Below are 19,192 nucleotides of genomic sequence, written 5' to 3' on the forward strand. Positions count from 1 at the left end.
GTTAAAACAAAAACACCGAACGTATTAGGCTCGGTGTTTTAAGTCGCTTTTAATCAAATATTACACAGATTGCAATTAAGCGTAACTTCATTTGTAAAGAAGGACTAAAGCTCTTTGTATTTATCAAATACGATATGCGAATAAGCACCTACTGGTTTTTTAGTGATCACCGGAGCAGAGTCACTACCGAGTAGAATATTAACCGTTCGCTCGTAAGCCGCTGGATCTAAGTAACCCATGCTATCACCAGTTCCTAATAGTTTAGCAACTTCTGTCATCATACGTGTTTGATGATGTTCTGTTTGTGCACCTGTATCATCATATTCTAATACGATCATTGCGGCTTTCTCTGGGTTTTCAGCGGCCCATTTCCAACCTTTTAAAGAAGCTTTTAAGAATTTAGCGTATGTTTCTACTTTTTTCTCATCTTTTAGATCTTTTTCCAATACGTATAAACCATCTTCAAGCGTTGCTACTTTTTCATCTTCATATTTAAACAGTACAAGCTCTTCTGGTGTTAAACCGCCATCCATGATTTGGCCGTATTCGTTGTAGGTCATGGTTGAAACACAGTCAGCTTGTCCTTGGAAGATTGGGTCAACATTAAAGCCTTGTTTTAATACCGTTACGCCATCGTCACCGCCAGTGGTTGGATAACCTAACTGAGACATCCAGCTTAAAAATGGGTATTCATTACCAAAGAACCAAACGCCTAATGTTTTCCCTTTAAAATCACTAGATGTTTTAATTCCGCTTGATTTTAAACAGGTAAGCATCATGCCCGATTGACTATAAATCTGCGCAATGTTGACCATTGGTAAACCTTTTTCACGTGTTGCTAATGCAGAAGGTAACCAGTCAATAATCACGTCTGCACCGCCGCCAGCTAATACTTGAGCTGGCGCAATATCTGGTCCACCGGGTTTAATCGAAAGATCGATACCTTCATCTTTATAATAGCCATTCTCTAATGCAGCATAATAGCCAGCAAACTGAGCTTGTGTTACCCACTTTAACTGTAATGTAAGTTTATCTGCTGCACTAGCGCTGAAGCTTGATGCAAATAAAGCAGCACCCGTTGCGAGTGTGATTAGCGTTCTTTTCATAGTTTATTCCCTTTTCTATTTTAAAGTTACGTGAAATCAATTGAGTCAATATGCAGTGTTATTAACTGCTATTGAGTTGATTAGATGGTGTTAACTGTTTTTACCTTCACGGTACGAAGGGTGCCAAAATAATAAGGATCTCTCTAATAAAGCAAGAGCCCCATAACTTAATGAACCGGCAACAGCTGCCACGACAATAGTGGCCCATACCAAGTCCATATTCATTCGACCTACTTCAGTCGAAATTCTGAATCCCATGCCAACGATGGGTGTGCCAAAAAATTCAGCAACAATCGCTCCAATTAAGGCTAATGCTGAATTTAATTTCAGTGCATTAAAGATAAATGGAAGGGCATGAGGTAATTGGTTCTTAAAGAATATTTGTGATTTTTTAGCCGCGTAGGTATGCATTAAATCTTTATGCAGGGCATCGGTAGATTGCAAACCAGTGAGGGTGTTTATAAACATCGGAAAGAAGGTCATTATCACAATGACGGCAGCCTTAGATTGCCAATCAAACCCAAACCACATCACCATAATTGGTGCTATGCCAACGATAGGGATCGCGGACATAAAGTTACCTAAAGGCATCAATGCATCTTTAAGGGCTTTATTTCTGACGGCCCATTGTGCGACCAGAAAACCTGATAAACAGCCGATAACATAGCCCGCGACGACTGCTTTTAAGTAGGTTTGTTTAAAGTCAGCCCAGAGCATCGGAATATTATTGATTAAGGCTGTAAAGATATTACTTGGTGAAGGCATTAAGATTGGGGAAATCGCATATCCTTTGACAATGCTTTCCCATGTTAATATCAGCATAAATGCAAACAATGTTGGGATTAAAGGTTTAACAAATTTATATTTATTATTCAACGTAGTTAGTTGCCCTAATAGCATTGCCATACTGTACGCGGCTGCGAACAATAGCAGGATATATAAAGACATAGCATCATAAAAGCCAACATCACTAAGGGTAACTAAGCTTAGTTGCATTGTGATTAGTACAATATAAATAATATTTTTTAAACTATTAGGCATGGTCAAGTCCTCCACGACGACGTAATAACACTTTCTCAGCGATACCCACTAACCACACTAAAATTGAACCTAAGGTGGCAGCTACAATCAGTGCTGACCAGATCTGTTCTGTTTGTCCATAATAAGAACCACTCAGTAAGCGTGCGCCTAAACCACCCTGTGCACCTGTTGGTAATTCTGCAACAATAGCGCCTACTAAAGCCGCAGCAATAGCCACTTTTAAACTAGCAAATAGGTAAGGCTGTGCTGAATACCAACGTAACTTCCAGAAAATATCCTTAGCCGTTGCACTGTAGGTATGCATTAATTCTTCATGTAATTTATCTGACGAGCGTAAGCCCTTTACCATGGCAATGGTCACGGGGAAGAAGGATAAGTACATAGAAATAATAGCTTTGGGGATCACTCCAGTAATATTGACGGCACCTAATACCACTACAATCATTGGCGCGATAGCTAAGATGGGAATGGTTTGTGAGGCGATGACCCAGGGCATTAAGCTCGACTCTAGGGTTTTGTTATGAACGATCCCAACGGCAATTAAAATCCCCAATAATGAACCAAACACAAAACCTAACAAAGTAGAGTTCAAGGTGATTTGTGCATGGTAGATAAGCGAACGTTTAGAGGTCACAGGCTTGTCGATAATTGACTTTATTAATTCCTGTCCCACTTGATGAGGCGCAGGCAACATCGGGCGTTTTACATCATAAGCACCTGCAATCACTTGCGAGTAGGTCCACTGTTGATTTTTACGCTCTAGGTTATTAATCAGTTGGTTGCCATTCATCAGCAATGCCGCGAGATACCAAATGGCAATCACGATCACCAATAAGCTGACTAATGAAAATAGCTTTTGTTTCATAATGGTCTAATCCTTTAGTCTGTAATGATTAATCGATAGCATGCTCGTGAGCAAGTGCTGTACGGATCTCACTGGCTAATGCATGGAAAGCAGGGTCGTCACGCAACGCTAGGGTTTTTAACCGAGGCAATGGGCTTTCAATCACTTTTATAATGCGTCCCGGACGAGGCGACATCACCACAATATGAGTGGATAACAAAACCGCTTCATCAATGGAGTGAGTCACGAATACCACGGTTTTTTGGGTTTCACTCCAAATGCGTAATAACTCAATATTCATATGGTCGCGAGTGATCTCATCCAATGCACCAAAGGGTTCATCCATCAATAATAAATCAGGGGTTAAACACAGCGCGCGCGCAATAGAAGCACGTTGTTGCATACCACCCGATAACTGCCACGGAAACTTTTTATGGAAGTCCTGAAGGCCAACCATTTTTAAGTATTTATCTATTTGCTTGTTCTGTTGTGCTGGTGATAATCCTAAAATTTCCATTGGCAATGCACAGTTTTGTTGAATGTTGCGCCAAGGTAATAAAGCAGGAGCTTGGAATACATAGCCATATAAACGGTTTAAACGTGCGTCTTGAGCATCGGTACCATTGACTTTTAAGTTGCCTGACGTTGCTTTTTCTAAGTCCGCAATAACGCGTAATAAGGTCGTTTTACCGCAACCCGAGGGACCGATAAAAGAGACAAAATCACCACTTTTAATGCTTAAATTAATATTTGATAGTGCATGGACATCACCGTCTTTACTTGGAAAAATAAGTGATAAATCCTCTATTGAGATCATTTCTCGCTCAGGTTTAACAGCCAACTCTGGTTTGGGTGTAATAATTTGTTGCGCAGCTACAGTCATATTCCCTCTCTTATATATTTAATTATCTCAATTAACGTTCAACCGAATAGGGTGCATTGGTTTGGTTATATTTATTCACTGCATCAAATATGGTTGGATAAGCAGGGCGTTTAATATAGCGTCCAGCACCTTCAATAACGTTTAACTTACCGTCTTTAAAGACCACGTTACCTTGGCTGATGGTGATACTTGGAGAGCCTTTAACTGTTCTTCCTTCAAAAATATTGAAGTCGATTTTTTGGTGGTGTGTGGTGGCAGAAAGAGTGTGTTCTTTGGCCGGATCCCAAATCACTATGTCGGCATCTGAACCCACTGCAATACAGCCTTTCTGGGGATAGATATTAAATATTTTTGCAGTGTTGGTAGAAGTAACTGAGACAAATTCGTTTTCTGTTAAACGGCCCTTATTAACACCTGAATCCCATAACACCATTAAACGGTCTTCAACGCCTGCAGTGCCATTTGGAATTTGTGTGAAATTGTCTTTACCCATGGCTTTTTGATCTTCACAAAAACAACAATGGTCAGTCGCGGTAGTTTGCACTGTGCCACCTTGTAATGCTTTCCACAGAGCTTCTTGATGACCTTTAGGGCGGAAAGGAGGGCTCATAACATGCGCTGCTGCGGTCGCCCAATCTGGATTTTTATATACGCTATCATCTAACTCTAAGTGGCCCGCTAAACATTCACCGTAAACACGTTGGCCTTCTGACTTTGCGCGAGCAATTTCATCAATCGCTTCTTTACATGACACATGTACTAAATACAGAGGAACACCAATAGATTGCGCAATACGAATTGCACGATTGGATGCCTCACCCTCAACTTCTGGCGGACGTGATTGTGGATGTGCTTCCGGACCGGTGATACCTGCGGCTAACATTTTTTGTTGTAAATGATGGACCAGTTCACCATTTTCAGCATGTACCGTTGGCATTGCACCTAACTCTAAACAGCGGTTGAAACTATTTACTAAGGTTTCATCTTCTGCCATGATCGCATTTTTATAGGCCATGAAGTGTTTAAAGCTATTCACTCCCTCTTCTGTAACTAAGGTTTCCATGTCTTTTGATACGGATTCATCCCACCAGGTGACAGCCACATGAAAAGAATAATCTGATACCGAACGTGAAGCCCAACCTTTCCATGTTTCAAAGGCTTCCATGAGAGGTTGTTGTGGGCTGGGAATAACAAAATCGATAATCATGGTGGTGCCGCCAGCTAGACCGGCTGCGGTGCCTGAATAAAAATCTTCACTGGCTACTGTGCCCATAAAAGGTAATTGCATATGTGTATGCGGGTCAATGCCGCCTGGCATCACTAACTTTCCTGTTGCATCGATCACTTCTGTATCTGCTGGTACATCAAGCTCATTACCTATTGCCTTAATAACGCCATCTTCACAATATATATCTGTAAATATGCTTTGATCTGCGTTAACTAGCTTTCCGCCTTTGATTAATAAACTCATTATGATCAACTCCTCCATGATGGTGGCATTGCGCGCACCGCTAATAAAAATTCAGATGCTTATCTTGGTCAATGATGTGTACAAGATAAAATTTCTCATTAATTAGAGGTTTGCAATTAACAAGCCAATAACAAACTAACTGACCATTTGGACGAGTTTTCTATGTGGAGGCGGTGTCGTTACTTGCTTTTAATGTGTTGAAGCTACTATTTTCAATAGAAGGTGGTGAGCTTTGTTGGAGATGGTTGCTCACTATCGGGGCATTTGTCTCACTATATTGGTGCGTAAAATTTGTACTTGTTTTGTTTGATATAGCAACTCTTGGTATTAATATTGAACAAGTGTTGCTCTGTATGGGTTGTGAGCGAACTTAAAATTTGTTGTCCAATTGGTCAGTATCTTGCATTGTAATAAATTAATTATGTTATGTGCGTAATGTCGTTTAAATCAACTTTTATTGGAGTCAAACATGGAAGCATTAAAAATTAATAGTGATCGCCTGTGGGATAGTTTAATGGAAATGGCAAAAATAGGCGGCACTGCAAAAGGTGGATGTTGTCGTCTAGCATTAACTGATTTGGATAAACAAGGAAGAGAACTCTATATAAAGTGGGCCGAAGAAGCGGGTTGTATTGTTAAGGTTGATGCTATTGGTAATATTATGTGTACACGCCCTGGTGAAGACATGAGTTTAGCACCTGTCGGCACAGGTAGTCATCTTGATACTCAGCCAACGGGAGGCAAGTTTGATGGCGTGTATGGTGTATTAGCTGGTTTAGAAGTTGTGCGTTCGATGAATGACCAAGGCATTAAAACTAAGCACCCGATTGAAATTTCAGTATGGACAAATGAAGAAGGGTCGCGCTTTGCACCCGCAATGATGGGGTCTGGTGTTGTATCTGGTCGTTTTACGCTTGAAGAGATTTTAGATAAAACTGATGTAGACGGATTACGTTTAGGTGATGAACTGGAACGTATAGGCTTTGCGGGAGAAACTCCAGTGACAGGGCGTAGTTTCCATGCTTTTTTTGAAACTCATATTGAACAAGGGCCATATTTAGAAGCGGAACAAAAGCAAGTTGGTGTTGTAACCGGCGGGCAAGGCCAACGCTGGTATAATGCAACATTAACTGGGCGTGAATCGCATGCGGGAACGACACCAATGCATCTACGTAGCGATGCATTAATTGCAAGTTCACAGCTAGTGTTAAAAGTCGAAGAGATAGCTAAAGCGCATCCGCCAGGCTGTGGTACGGTGGGCTTTATGCAAGTGATGCCTAACTCGCGTAATACTATTCCCGGCGAGATCTCCATGAGTATTGACTTGCGTCATCCGATTGATCAGGAACTTACTAAAATGGATGCCGCGTTAAAACTTGCTATTGCTGAAATTGAAGCGACAGGACCTAGCGTTGCTCTTGACCCATTTTGGTATTACGAACCTATTCATTTTAATGCAGAATGCATAAATGCAGTGCGTCAGGCCACGATTGATTTAGGTTATAGTCACATGGATATTATCGCAGGTGCAGGCCATGATGCATGTTATGTATCTGATTTTGCAGCAACGAGTATGATTTTCACGCCATGTTTAAATGGTATTAGTCATAATGAAATTGAAAGTACTACGCAGCAGGAGTGTGAAGGGGGCTGCTCTGTATTATTGAATGCGATGTTGACCATGGCCGAAGTGGTTTAAGCTCGTTATAGCGGTAATGTAAATTAGGTGTTGTAACACCTAATTTACATTTAGTTCTGTTTTAAAGGAGTTTGATACCGCATCCCTTTAACACTATTTGTGTAATAAGTTCTGCACCTGTTTCAAAATCATCATCTTCGAGTTCTGTTTTACCCATCAATATACTACTTTGTAAGCCATAGTCAGCATAGGCCTGCGTAGATGACCAGATCATAAATAGTAAGTGTTCAGGGCTGATCGGATTCATCCACTGTTTCGCTATCCATTCTCGAATCACTTGGCAGGTTCGAATAAACTGAGTTTTTAAATCCGTTTGTAATTTATCCCTCAGGAAAGGTGCCCCGTGCAGTAGCTCTGAGGCGAAGATCCGTGATGCATTTGAATGGTCTTTAGATTGTTTTATCTTAAGCAATATATAGTGCCTAAGGGCTTGTTTAGGGTGTTGCTCAGCGGTCATCTCTTCCATATCAACCATCCAGATTTTTAAAATCTTACTGAGCACTTCTTTATACAGAACTTCTTTGGTTTTGAAATAATAAAGGATATTAGATTTAGGGAGTTTTGCTTGGTCTGCAATAGCGGAAATAGTGGTGCCGTTATAACCGTACTCGGCAAAGCGTTGTTCGGCCACGCTTAAAATCAACTGTAAATTATCTTTACGAATATCGGCTGATTTTCGGCGTTTTATTACACTTTTTTTCATGTCATTCATTGATGATTCTCCGCACTGTTATATTGCAACAGCCTTGTCATGGTGCAATATTATTCCATATTCTTACTCTAAATCGAAGTGATTATTATTTAATCTTTTATCAGCGACTTAGATGAACAATATAAGCTTAATTTATATACTAAGCAAAACAATCGCTTAGCTTGTTTTTTGTATTTTTAATTGAACTTGTTGACTCCGTGGTCAGGTAGTTGGCTTGCAGATTGCATTATTCCATTGTAATTCACAATGAGATAAGCCGATCATTAATTATAAATAGGAGAGATTATAGTGATGAATAAGGATAATTCAGTAAGCTATTCACAACAGCAATTAGCTTTAAACCAAATGTTTAAGGATATCAACCCCGCACTAAGTGCTCGACAAGCCGGTATCGAGAGTTCACGTTGTTATTATTGTTACGATGCACCTTGCATTAAAGCATGTCCTTCGAAAATCAATATTCCTAGCTTCATCGCTAGTATTCATGCCGATGATTTAACTGGTGCAGCTAAAACTATCTATAAAGAAAATATCATGGGCGGAAGTTGTGCGCGTGTTTGCCCTACAGAAATTCTTTGTGAGCAAGCTTGTGTGAGAAATCACGAAGCAGAGCAATTACCAGTAAAAATTGGTTTGTTACAACGTCACGCAACGGATAACGCAGAGTTTGAAGGCCATCCCTTCGAACGTGCCGCATCGACAGGCAAACGAATTGCGGTAGTTGGTGCAGGTCCAGCAGGGTTAAGTTGTGCTCATCGTCTGTCATTACTAGGTAATGATGTAGACGTCTTTGAAGCCGAAGATAAAGCCGGTGGTTTAAATGAGTACGGTATTGCTAAATATAAACTGACTGAAAACTTTGCACAAAAAGAAGTTGATTTCATTTTAAGCATTGGCGGAATTACTGTGCACTATGAAACTGCATTGGGTCGAGATATTACTCTTGAACAATTGAAAGAAGATTTTGATGCAGTGTTTTTAAGTATTGGTTTACAAGATACCTCATCACTGTATTTAGATAACGAAGACAATGAGATGGTGATTAACTCCGTTGATTATATTAAAGAATTACGTCAAGCAACGGATCTCAAACAGTTAGATATTCCTAAAGATAGCGCGGTTGTTATTGGTGCTGGTAATACTGCGATTGATATTGCTTGTCAGTTAAAACGTTTAGGTACGGAAGAAGTGACGTTAGTTTATCGCCGTGGCGAAGAGCAAATGAGTGCAACAAAGCATGAGCAACAAATTGCTAAAAACCACCAAGTCAGAATCAAAACATGGAGCCAGCCAGAAAGTATCGATGTCGATGATAACGGTAAAGTAACAGGCATGAGCTTTCGTAAAACTTATTTAGAAGATGGCAAACTTAAAGGCGGTGATGTGCAGTTTGATGTTGCGTGTAGCGCCATTTTTAAAGCGGTAGGTCAAAAAATGGCTTACCCAGATGCAGAACAATTAATTCCTACGATTAGTAACGGAAAAATCGCTACGTTTCACAACCAATTAACCAGTATTGATGGCGTATTTGCTGGTGGAGATTGTACTGGTGTCGGCCAAGATCTCACTGTTGAAGCGGTACAACAAGGAAAGTTGGCCGCAATCGCTATCAATGAGCAACTTAATGTCTCAACTACTACAAAATTACAAACAGCACTTAGCGCATAACAGGGAGAAATAACATGGCTGACTTATCAATTGACTTCGTAGGTATTAAATCTCCTAACCCATTTTGGCTGGCATCAGCGCCACCAACGGATAAAGCGTATAACGTTGAACGTGCTTATGAAGCAGGTTGGGGCGGTGTGGTGTGGAAAACATTAGGTGAAGACCCTGCCGCGGTAAATGTGTCTTCTCGTTACTCTGCGCTTTACGACCATAACGGTGATGTATCAGGTTTTAATAATATTGAATTAATCACCGACCGCAGTTTAGAAATCAATTTACGTGAAATTACAGAGGTTAAAAAACGCTGGCCAGATCGTGCATTAGTGGTGTCTTTAATGATGCCCTGTGAAGAGCAAGTCTGGAAGCGTATTCTCAAACTCGTTGAAGCAACGGGTGCGGATGGTGTTGAGCTTAACTTTGGTTGTCCACATGGTATGCCTGAACGTGGTATGGGCGCAGCGGTTGGACAAGTGCCAGAGTATGTTGAAATGGTGACTCGTTGGTGTAAACAGCACAGTAAAATGCCGGTTATTGTTAAATTAACACCGAATATTACCGATGTACGCCTTCCGGCTCGTGCCGCTAAAAGTGGTGGGGCTGATGCGGTTTCTCTGATCAATACGATTAATTCGATCACGGGTATCGACCTTGATGCAATGGCTGCTCGTCCGATGGTGGATGGTAAAAGTACCCATGGTGGTTATTGTGGTCCTGCGGTGAAACCTATTGCGCTTAGCATGACCAGTGAGATTGCCCGTGACCCTGAAACAGCGGGTCTGCCAATTTCTGGTATCGGTGGTATTGGTAACTGGAAAGATGCGGCTGAGTTTATTGCATTAGGTGCAGGCTCTGTACAAGTGTGTACTGCCGCGATGATTTACGGTTTTAATATTGTCGAAGAAATGAAAGAAGGCCTTTCAAATTGGATGGACAGTAAAGGCTACGAAAATATTAATGACTTTAAAGGTTTAGCAGTTCCCAACACCACAGATTGGAAAAAACTCAACATGAACTACAAAGTGGTTGCGACCATTGATGAGGATAAATGTATTGGGTGTGGTCGTTGCTACCAAGCTTGTGAAGATACGTCGCATCAGGCCATTACAGTAACCTCTAATGATGATGGCACCAATACTTTCGGTATTATTGATGATAACTGTGTGGGATGTAATTTATGTGAAATCACTTGCCCAGTTGATGATTGTATCACCATGGATGAACGCTCTGAAGGCCAACCCTATATGAACTGGATGGAAGATGTGCGTAATCCTCACCGTGAAGAAGCGTAACGTAGTGAATAAAAATATGGCATTAGCTAATTAATTTTGAGGTGAATAATGAATAATGAAAAATTACTAAATACTGGCATAACTCAATCCCAACTCGATGCTCATTGGATGCCTTATACAGGTAACCGTGAATTCAAAAAAGACCCGCGTATTATTACCTCTGCGCAGGGTAAATATTATACCGATTCAAAAGGGCGACAAATATTTGATGGGCTATCTGGCTTATGGTGTTGTGGTTTAGGGCACGGTCGACCAGAGATTGCTGAAGCCGTTAGTGAACAATTAAAAACATTAGATTACTCTCCAGGTTTTCAATTTGGACATGCCAAATCATTTCAACTTGCAGAAAAAATTACGGATTTTATGCCTAAGGGCCTTAATCGTGTTTTCTATACAGGCTCGGGTTCTGAAGCCGCTGAAACGTCATTAAAAATGGCGCGCGGTTATTGGCGTAAAAAAGGCATGGCGGGTAAAACTAAATTAATTGGTCGTGGTTTAGGCTATCACGGTAGTAATTTCGGTGGTATTTCAGTGGGCGGTATTGGTGGAAATCGTGCTTTATTTGGTCCTGCGGTTGAGGCTGATCATTTACGTCATACCCTTTTACCTGAAAATTTATTTTGCCAAGGTCAACCGAAATCTGGTGCTGAATTGGCTAATGAATTAATAGAGCTGATTGCATTACATGATGCCTCTAATATTGCGGCAGTAATTGTAGAGCCGCTATCAGGTTCTGGAGGGGTTATTCCACCGCCCATCGGTTATTTAAACCGCCTGCGTGAAATCTGTGATGATAATAATATTTTACTTATCTTTGATGAAGTTATTTGTAGCTTTGGTCGAATGGGCGAAAACACGGGGGCTGAAGCTTTTGGTGTTGTACCCGATATTATCAACATCGCTAAACAAGTGACGAATGGCACTATCCCAATGGGTGCGGTGATCGCGAAGCAAGAGATATATGATACTTATATGGACCAAGGTGGCCCTGAATATATGGTTGAGTTCTCTCATGGTTATACCTATTCAGCTCACCCCGTGGCTTGTGCTGCTGGTATTGCAGCATTAGATATATTGAAACAAGATAAATTAGTTGAACGTGTTAAAGCACTTAGTCCTTATTTTGAAAATGCAGTTCACAGTTTAAAAGGCTGTAAATATGTAACAGACATTAGAAACTATGGTTTCTCCGCTGGTTTTAGTATTGAAGCTTTTCCTGGTGAACCCGCATTACGTCCTTATCAAATCGCCATGAAAATGTGGGAGAAAGGATTTTATGTTCGTTATGGAGGCACAAACATTCAATTAGGTTTGCCTTTCACCAGTGAAAAAGAAGAGATCGACTCTTTGATTAATGCACTTGGCGACACTTTTAATGAAATGGCTTAGAAAATTAAGCGAGTTGGTATCAATAGCCGCATGGAGATTTTTATGACACAAGTAGTAGGCCACCTTATCGATGGCGAAATAATAAATGACAATCATCAAACGCAAGATGTTTTTGATCCTGCGCTGGGTACAGTCGCAACACAAGTCGCATTAGCTTCTAAAGAAACGGTTGAATTGGCAATTGCATCAGCCCAAAAAGCGTTTCCTGAATGGCGTAATACTCCGCCTTTAAAGCGTGCACGTATTATGTTTAAATTTAAAGAATTATTAGAAATCAATAGAGATAAAATTTGCAATTTATTAGGCAAAGAGCATGGCAAAATATTACATGATGCCGCGGGGGAATTACAGCGAGGTATTGAGAATGTTGAATATGCTTGTGGTGCTCCCGAGCTGTTAAAAGGCGAACACAGTAAGAATGCGGGGCCAAATGTTGATTCTTGGAGCGAGTTACAGCCATTGGGTATAGTTGCTGGTATTACACCTTTTAACTTTCCTGCCATGGTGCCAATGTGGATGTTTCCATTGGCGATTGTGTGTGGTAACTGTTTTATTTTAAAACCATCGGAAAGAAATCCAAGTGCTACTTTGTACATTGCACAATTATTACAAGAAGCAGGCTTACCTAAAGGTGTGTTGAATGTCGTTAATGGAGACAAAGAGGCGGTTGATGCACTGTTAGCTGATAAGCGTGTTAAAGCGGTTAGTTTTGTGGGTTCAACTCCGATTGCAGAGCATATTTATACTAAAGCAACCGCTAACGGTAAACGTTGCCAAGCATTAGGCGGTGCTAAAAACCATGCCATTATTATGCCTGATGCTGATATGGATAATGCTGCAAACCAACTATTGGGTGCTGCATTTGGATCTTCTGGTGAGCGTTGTATGGCGTTATCTGTTGTGGTTGCCGTGGGTAATAAAGCCGCGGATGAGTTGATTGAAAAAATGACCGTTTCGATGAAAGCGCTAAAAGTCGGCGTATTTGATAATACGGATAATGACTTTGGACCTGTTATTACAAAACAGCATCAAGAAAAAGTAATTGGTTACATTGATAGTGCTGAGCAACAAGGCGCTAAAATTATTGTCGATGGACGTACGTTAAAAGTAGAAGGTTATGCTAATGGCTACTTTGTTGGCGCAACATTAATTGATAATGTGAAAGCAGAAATGGATAGCTATAAAGCGGAAATATTCGGCCCAGTATTACAGGTGATGCGCGTTGAGTCGATGCAACAGGCGATGCAGTTAATCAATAACCATGAATATGGTAACGGTACTTGTATCTTCACCCGTGATGGTGAAGCGGCGCGCTACTTCTCTGATAATATAGAAGTTGGGATGGTGGGTATTAACGTACCATTACCAGTGCCGGTTGCTTATCACAGTTTCGGTGGTTGGAAACGTTCGTTATTTGGTGACTTAAGTGCCTACGGCCCAGATGGTGTTAAGTTTTATACTAAACGTAAAACCATCACTCAGCGTTGGCCTTCAAGTGGTGTAAGAGAGGGTGCTAGCTTTGCTTTTCCTAGCTAATGATTGGTAAGCTTTACTCAGTAAAGTCTACTTTAAGGTTATTTACTAACGCTATATTTCAACGTAATAGCCCCTTGAGTGTTAAACACTTAAAGGGGCTTTTTTATACTGACTAGACCCATTTAATAACACTTGTTGAAATTAAATAACTGATTCAAAAAGCAATCATTTTCGTTTATGTTATAAAGAAAATAGATATCTATTTATCTATTTTCTTTAATCTACCTGCTTTAAATCTATATGCCTTTAATCTACCTATTTTAAATTTATCTATTTTTAGATTATCTAACTATACGACGATTTAAATCTGCTACGCTTATGGTTGTAGTGGTATAAGTGCAAATTTATAAATAAGAGCTAAACATATATTTCTTGTATTGCGGTTAACGATATTAGCTTAACGGGTATAAGTTCATGAAAGGGAGCAGTGTTAGTGAGTCAGCATCAACAAAGTGATTATCAAAAAATCAATGATCATAAAAGTGAGCAGAAAAACAAGGAACAAAAAAATAGCTATCACAACAGTCGTCTATTAAAAATGCTTAAAGATTATCCGCAAGGGATCAAAGAGTATGATCTGTTAACACTGTTACAGCAGCAACAATGTCCACAACAGCCCCCACAAGAATCTCCCAAAAAAACGCCTGAATCAGCACCAAAAACACCAGAACAAGAGCAGCAAGCAAATTCGATAGATACGGCTTACTCGAAAAAAGAACCTTTTTCTAGAAATGCCACCTTCTTTGATAACTTAGACCTGTTTCAGAAACACTTTCTTTTATTTCATGCACTCTATAAGTTAAATGATCAATTACAAGCACCTCAAGAGGGCATGCTTATTATCGAAGCCTTAAATATTCAATTTTTACCCGCCGAGCAAGGTCAGCAAAATAGAGCTAATGACCCTAAGTATAATCTACACCTTGAGTTGGCAAATCATGATCCATTAAGGGATTATTATTTGGATATCAAAAACTTGCACGATACATCAAGTGAAGATGTCGATAATCTATTAGACAGTTTTTGGCTTAATATGGGAGATAATAGTGAAAAGAACAGCGCATTAGCTTTACTTGATCTACAAGAACCCTGTGATTTAGTGATTATTAAAAAGCGCTATCGACAATTATTGGTAAAATACCATCCCGATAAAGGCGGGTGTGTTGAAACGACTAAGGCATTGAATGATGCGATGTCGGTGCTGAAGCGTTGTTATCCTGCTTAATACATGAGTTAAATAAGCTTTGTATGGTAACGCTGTTATCCTAACTAAAGTGAATAAAAGGGCGTCAAAAACTCTGTGTATCTCCCCGATACTAAATTGTTATTTTGGGGTCTATGAGATGTTTGTAACTTACAAAGCCGCAATAAAAAATGCATCGTGTATTAGCGCGATGCATTTTGTTAACGATTAACATATTTCAGTGATAAATTAAGCCATGCTTGAAGTTATTCTTAAAGCTATATTAGGCTAAATAGTGGTTAGTTTTTGGTTCACCTTAATATGTTACTAGCTTAGTAATTAACAGTCTTTATCTTCAGCGCCTAATTCACCTTTAACATCTTCACAGGCATCTTCTATGGCATTACCTGTATCAGTTGCTGCGTCTTTTATTTTGTCACCTGCATCGCTAGCGGCATCTTTAGAGTCAGAGACAGCTTCGGTTAATGTATCACCTGCTTCTCCCGCTGCATTTTTAGTATCTGAAACAAGCGTATCAAGATTATCGCCAGCGTTTTCTGCAAATGATTTAGTTTCTGCAGCTGCTTCGTCAATATTTTCGCCTGCTGTTTCTGCGCTATCATCGCTACAAGCCGCTAAACCTAATGTTGAAGCCAGTGTTAATACTAATAGTGTTTTTTGTTTGTTAAAGTTCATAGTCGATCTCCAGTAATAATTGATTTATGTGATATAGATTCACTGTAATGTTTAAAGTTCAAATGTTTTATGTGTATAAAATAGATTTGTTGAAATGCGTAACATTCAAATCCTTAAAGCTTTGGTGTTCGACCTCTTAGCGCATTAGCAATTAATGAAATCACCAGTAATACGACAAACACAAAGAATATTATTTTAGCTATTCCTGCCGCTGCTCCGGCTATTCCTGCAAAACCTAACACACCTGCGATAATTGCGACGATAAAGAAAGTTAATGCCCAACCTAACATGTGATGCTCCTTTTTTTGTATGTTGAATGATGTTGTTGATATACATATTGCGAGATACGTGCCAGTTTTTAAGTAATTGATTTTAAAGTTTTAAATTATTTTTCCTGTTTTTGTGGAAATGAGTTGAAGTAAACTTTACAAGATAAAATGTAAAGTTTGCAGAGCAAAGAAGGCGTGAATTACTCTATTGCTTATGCTGTTTAAATACTGCGAGGAAGGCTGTTATTAAACTTGATTGGTTATGAGAGAGGGTTGGTGATGGGACTTGATAGGTTTTGGGGCTTGATAGGTTTTGGGAATAGTAGGTCGAATAATCTTTAGAGGCATTTAATTTATTGTTAATAAATTGCACCGATAACCATCGCAAATAATAAGCAATGGTTATCGTTGTAGTGATGTAATAGGGGAGTAGTTTAGTGATGCGGTAGCTTTACCGATTTAACTAAAAAGTTAAAACTACTTCAAGATTTAACTCGAAGTTAAATAGAAGTTAAATAATGCTTTTAAGCATCGCTAAATTGATGGGCTTTAATAACGCTTGGTCAATCGCAAACTCGGTTAAGGTTTCAGTGCTAATTTCATTACCGCTGATGATGGTTATTTTACTATCTGGCAATAACAAGCGTAATTCTTTTGAAAAAGCTAACCCGTTTGCATCGGGTAAATTGATATCCAGTAAAATACGGTCGTATAGATCATCTTTAGTTGGTTGATCTTTACTGGTTAATAAAGATATCGCTTCAGCAGCGCTGTGCGCAATTTGCGTTTGTACATTGAGGTTATTCAGTAATAATGCAGTTATTTGAGCGGCATCTTGATCGTCTTCAATAATTAAAAACCGTTTTGATACCTCGGCAGCCTCTAAATTCAGTGCTGTCGGTTGAGAGCTTATTGCTGAAGTACCGTTAAGATTATTAGCATTCAGTTGATCATCGATTGAGTTGTTTTTTGTTTGTTGCGGCGCGATTAAATGGCCATCTTTAGTATTAAAAAATGCTGAGGCAGCGTTACCAGTTGTTTCGGTTTCAGCTGCAATTTCAGTTTTAATACCAGAAGAGTTTATATTGATGCCTAAACAATTTACTAATGCTCGATATAATGCTTCTCTATCTACCGGTTTTGCCACTACATCATTAAAACCGAGCAATTTTAGTTCTTGATCAACACCCTTCATGGTGGCTGCTGTAACCGCGATAACCGGTGTAGTGATCTTCATGCTTCTTAATTTGGCAATGGCTCGTTTACCATCTAACACTGGCATATGAATATCCATCAAGATGCTATCAAAGGGCGTCCCTTGTACCTGTGCTTCGATGATTTTAGTAACTGCTTGGCCACCATTAACTGCATAGCAAACACTTAACCCAAAGGAGCGGCAAATAAAGCCAATTAAGTTTCTAATATCTTTTATATCATCAACAATTAAAATACGTCCGCTTATTTGCGGCAGAGTAGCCTCAGGTGCTTGCGCGTTGATAGGGTTAAAGGCAAATGGTTCAATAGGAGTATTAGATAAGTCACCAAGATTCAAACTAATAATGAATTTACTGCCAACATTTTCCTCTGATTCAACTTTTATTGTGCCATCCATCTTTTTTAATAATTCGCAGCAAATGGCTAGCCCTAATCCCGCTCCTTCCTCATTACGAGAAACAATGTCTTCAACTTGCTCAAAGGGTTTAAAGATGGTTTTTAATAAATGTTGAGGAATACCAATACCTGTATCGGTGATAGTGAAATATAAGGTATTTTTATCCGCCTCTGTTTGTAACCAGATATCAATGGTCACGGCCCCATTATCGGTAAACTTGATGGCGTTATGAATCAAGTTTATAAATACTTGCCTTAAACGAATAGGATCGGCATTGATTTCAAGTGGTAGTGGGGTGGTTGTGTTGATATTTAGTGAAATACCTTTGTCTTCTGCTGTCACTGACATTAACGCGTACAGGTCTGTAATAAAGTTGTCTAAGGCAATATCTGCATTATTTAATTCTAATTTATCTGCGGCTATTTTAGATAGGTCTAATACGTTATTTAACAGCCCTAATAAATGCTTACCATTATTTAATATCGTATTTAATTCAGACTTAATATGGGTATTTTCCTGGTGCGATAATAAAAGTTCCGTATACCCTAAAATAGAGGTCAGGGGAGTTCGTAGTTCATGGCTTAGATGTGCAACAAACTTATCCTTGGAACGGTTTTTAGTCTCTGCTTTAATGCGCTCTAAGCGTTCATTTTCAACTTCTTTACGGGAAAGTGCATAGCGAATCGCACGGTGAAAACGCGTGGTATTAAGTTCTGACTTGATAACGTAATCAACCGCGCCTGCATCCAGCGCATTATTATCTAATTGGCTATCCGACTGCCCAGTCAACATAATAATAGGAATGGTGCAGCCTGCATTAATCGCTTGCTTTAACACTTTTAAACCATTCAATGAGCCAAGTTGAAAATCAAGTAAACAGATATCGTGTTTATTTTGCTTGAGTAAGACTAAAGCTTCAACGGCACTATCTGTCCATTGAATTTCAAATTGATAATTGGAGACCTGTTGAAGATAGTCACTGGTTAATAGGTAATCATCTTCATCATCTTCTACCAGCAATACTCTTTTTATAGATTCAGTCATGGCTAAGTCTTCATTGATTATAATTTAAATTGAATTCAGCTTTTAAAGCGTTTGGTTCAGGCGTTACAGAGTACTACTTCGGCTCTATTTAGAGGCTAGTTAAATACTAGCCATATATTTTCAGATAGTAACTGATGAGTTCTGTTGGTTCACGGACAAGTAACTCAAGCATTTTTAAAAATAACTAACGTTTACAAATAACTAACGTTTACAACTAACACTAACAACTTACGCTAACAATTAATGCGAACAACAATTAGCGCTAGAAAAATTGGTTATTACAAGAAGCGGTTAATCATCATTAGAAACAGGAAACTCAACAAACTCAATCCAATATTTCCCTAATACTTTCATCAATTCAACTAAACCTTCAAAATTAACGGGCTTAGTAATATACGACGCAGCGCCTAAGTTATAGCCCTTAATTTTGTCTTCTTCTTGTTTTGAAGTGGTTAAAATAACTACCGGAATACCCTTTAAGTTTGGGTTCTCTTTAATCTCTTTAAGCGCCTCGCGTCCATCTTTACGCGGCATATTAAGGTCTAGTAATATTAAATCAGGCCTTGGTGAGTTGCATTTATCTTGGTATTGACCTTCTCGGTTTAAATATTCAAGTAATTCAACACCGTCTTCAACACAATGCAGTTTATTTAATACACGGCTTTCTGCTAGGGCATCTTGAGCTAATAGGCGATCATCTTCATCATCATCTGCGATTAAAATGGTAATTGCTTTTGTATTCATTTATGT

General features: G+C 39.4%; 16 protein-coding genes. 6 read left to right on the forward strand and 10 right to left on the reverse strand.

Annotated elements, in window-relative coordinates; all coding sequences use genetic code 11:
• Window positions 1-104 precede the first annotated feature (104 nt).
• The 5 genes from GQR44_RS04955 to hydA form a co-directional block, all read right to left on the reverse strand.
• Entirely contained in the window at window positions 105-1,106 is a 1,002-nt protein-coding gene (locus GQR44_RS04955; protein ID WP_166369856.1) for an ABC transporter substrate-binding protein, read from the reverse strand.
• A 90-nt stretch (window positions 1,107-1,196) separates the two neighbouring features.
• Window positions 1,197-2,147 carry an ABC transporter permease gene (locus GQR44_RS04960; protein ID WP_166369858.1) on the reverse strand — a complete coding sequence of 317 codons (951 nt, stop codon included), beginning with the start codon at window positions 2,145-2,147 and terminating at the stop codon, window positions 1,197-1,199.
• A complete protein-coding gene (locus GQR44_RS04965; RefSeq protein WP_166369860.1) occupies window positions 2,140-3,012 on the reverse strand; it encodes an ABC transporter permease in 873 nt (290 codons plus the stop codon). Before GQR44_RS04965 ends, GQR44_RS04960 begins: the two co-directional genes overlap by 8 nt.
• A gap of 28 nt (window positions 3,013-3,040) precedes the next feature.
• Window positions 3,041-3,874, reverse strand: coding sequence for an ABC transporter ATP-binding protein (locus GQR44_RS04970; protein WP_166369862.1), 834 nt, complete (start codon window positions 3,872-3,874; stop codon window positions 3,041-3,043).
• 31 nt (window positions 3,875-3,905) lie between these two features.
• A complete protein-coding gene (gene hydA, locus GQR44_RS04975; RefSeq protein WP_166369864.1) occupies window positions 3,906-5,345 on the reverse strand; it encodes a dihydropyrimidinase in 1,440 nt (479 codons plus the stop codon).
• Window positions 5,346-5,814: 469 nt separating this feature from the next.
• Between hydA and GQR44_RS04980 the strand changes: the two genes are divergently transcribed.
• Window positions 5,815-7,044 (forward strand): Zn-dependent hydrolase, encoded by a 1,230-nt coding sequence (locus GQR44_RS04980; RefSeq protein ID WP_166369866.1) that lies wholly within the window; start codon window positions 5,815-5,817, stop codon window positions 7,042-7,044.
• Between the two features lie 61 nt (window positions 7,045-7,105).
• Here GQR44_RS04980 and GQR44_RS04985 read toward each other — a convergent pair whose 3' ends face one another.
• Window positions 7,106-7,747, reverse strand: coding sequence for a TetR family transcriptional regulator C-terminal domain-containing protein (locus GQR44_RS04985; protein ID WP_240923560.1), 642 nt, complete (start codon window positions 7,745-7,747; stop codon window positions 7,106-7,108).
• Window positions 7,748-8,047: 300 nt separating this feature from the next.
• Between GQR44_RS04985 and GQR44_RS04990 the strand changes: the two genes are divergently transcribed.
• The 5 genes from GQR44_RS04990 (at window position 8,048) to GQR44_RS05010 (ending at window position 14,863) form a co-directional block, all read left to right on the forward strand.
• Complete coding sequence (locus GQR44_RS04990; protein ID WP_166369870.1) at window positions 8,048-9,424, forward strand: NAD(P)-dependent oxidoreductase; 1,377 nt, start codon at window positions 8,048-8,050, stop codon at window positions 9,422-9,424.
• Window positions 9,425-9,438: 14 nt separating this feature from the next.
• A complete protein-coding gene (gene preA / locus GQR44_RS04995; RefSeq protein WP_166369872.1) occupies window positions 9,439-10,713 on the forward strand; it encodes an NAD-dependent dihydropyrimidine dehydrogenase subunit PreA in 1,275 nt (424 codons plus the stop codon).
• A 48-nt stretch (window positions 10,714-10,761) separates the two neighbouring features.
• Window positions 10,762-12,102, forward strand: a complete 1,341-nt coding sequence (locus GQR44_RS05000; protein WP_166369874.1) for an aspartate aminotransferase family protein — start codon at window positions 10,762-10,764, stop codon at window positions 12,100-12,102.
• 42 nt (window positions 12,103-12,144) lie between these two features.
• Window positions 12,145-13,638 (forward strand): CoA-acylating methylmalonate-semialdehyde dehydrogenase, encoded by a 1,494-nt coding sequence (locus GQR44_RS05005; protein WP_166369876.1) that lies wholly within the window; start codon window positions 12,145-12,147, stop codon window positions 13,636-13,638.
• Window positions 13,639-14,071: 433 nt separating this feature from the next.
• Window positions 14,072-14,863 carry a DNA-J related domain-containing protein gene (locus GQR44_RS05010; protein ID WP_166369878.1) on the forward strand — a complete coding sequence of 264 codons (792 nt, stop codon included), beginning with the start codon at window positions 14,072-14,074 and terminating at the stop codon, window positions 14,861-14,863.
• Window positions 14,864-15,160: 297 nt separating this feature from the next.
• Here GQR44_RS05010 and GQR44_RS05015 read toward each other — a convergent pair whose 3' ends face one another.
• From GQR44_RS05015 to GQR44_RS05030, 4 genes are all read right to left on the reverse strand, one after another.
• Entirely contained in the window at window positions 15,161-15,517 is a 357-nt protein-coding gene (locus tag GQR44_RS05015) for a hypothetical protein (RefSeq protein ID WP_166369545.1), read from the reverse strand.
• Between the two features lie 113 nt (window positions 15,518-15,630).
• The gene (locus tag GQR44_RS05020; protein WP_166369880.1) at window positions 15,631-15,807 is read right to left on the reverse strand and encodes a DUF1328 family protein; all 177 of its coding nucleotides are present in this window, start codon (window positions 15,805-15,807) and stop codon (window positions 15,631-15,633) included.
• Window positions 15,808-16,297: 490 nt separating this feature from the next.
• Complete coding sequence (locus tag GQR44_RS05025; protein ID WP_166369882.1) at window positions 16,298-18,442, reverse strand: response regulator; 2,145 nt, start codon at window positions 18,440-18,442, stop codon at window positions 16,298-16,300.
• 291 nt (window positions 18,443-18,733) lie between these two features.
• Complete coding sequence (locus tag GQR44_RS05030; protein ID WP_166369884.1) at window positions 18,734-19,186, reverse strand: response regulator; 453 nt, start codon at window positions 19,184-19,186, stop codon at window positions 18,734-18,736.
• Between the last annotated feature and the right edge of the window lie 6 nt (window positions 19,187-19,192).

This window comes from Psychromonas sp. SA13A, assembly GCF_011378715.1.
In the GTDB taxonomy this organism is placed as follows: Bacteria; Pseudomonadota; Gammaproteobacteria; order Enterobacterales; family Psychromonadaceae; genus Psychromonas.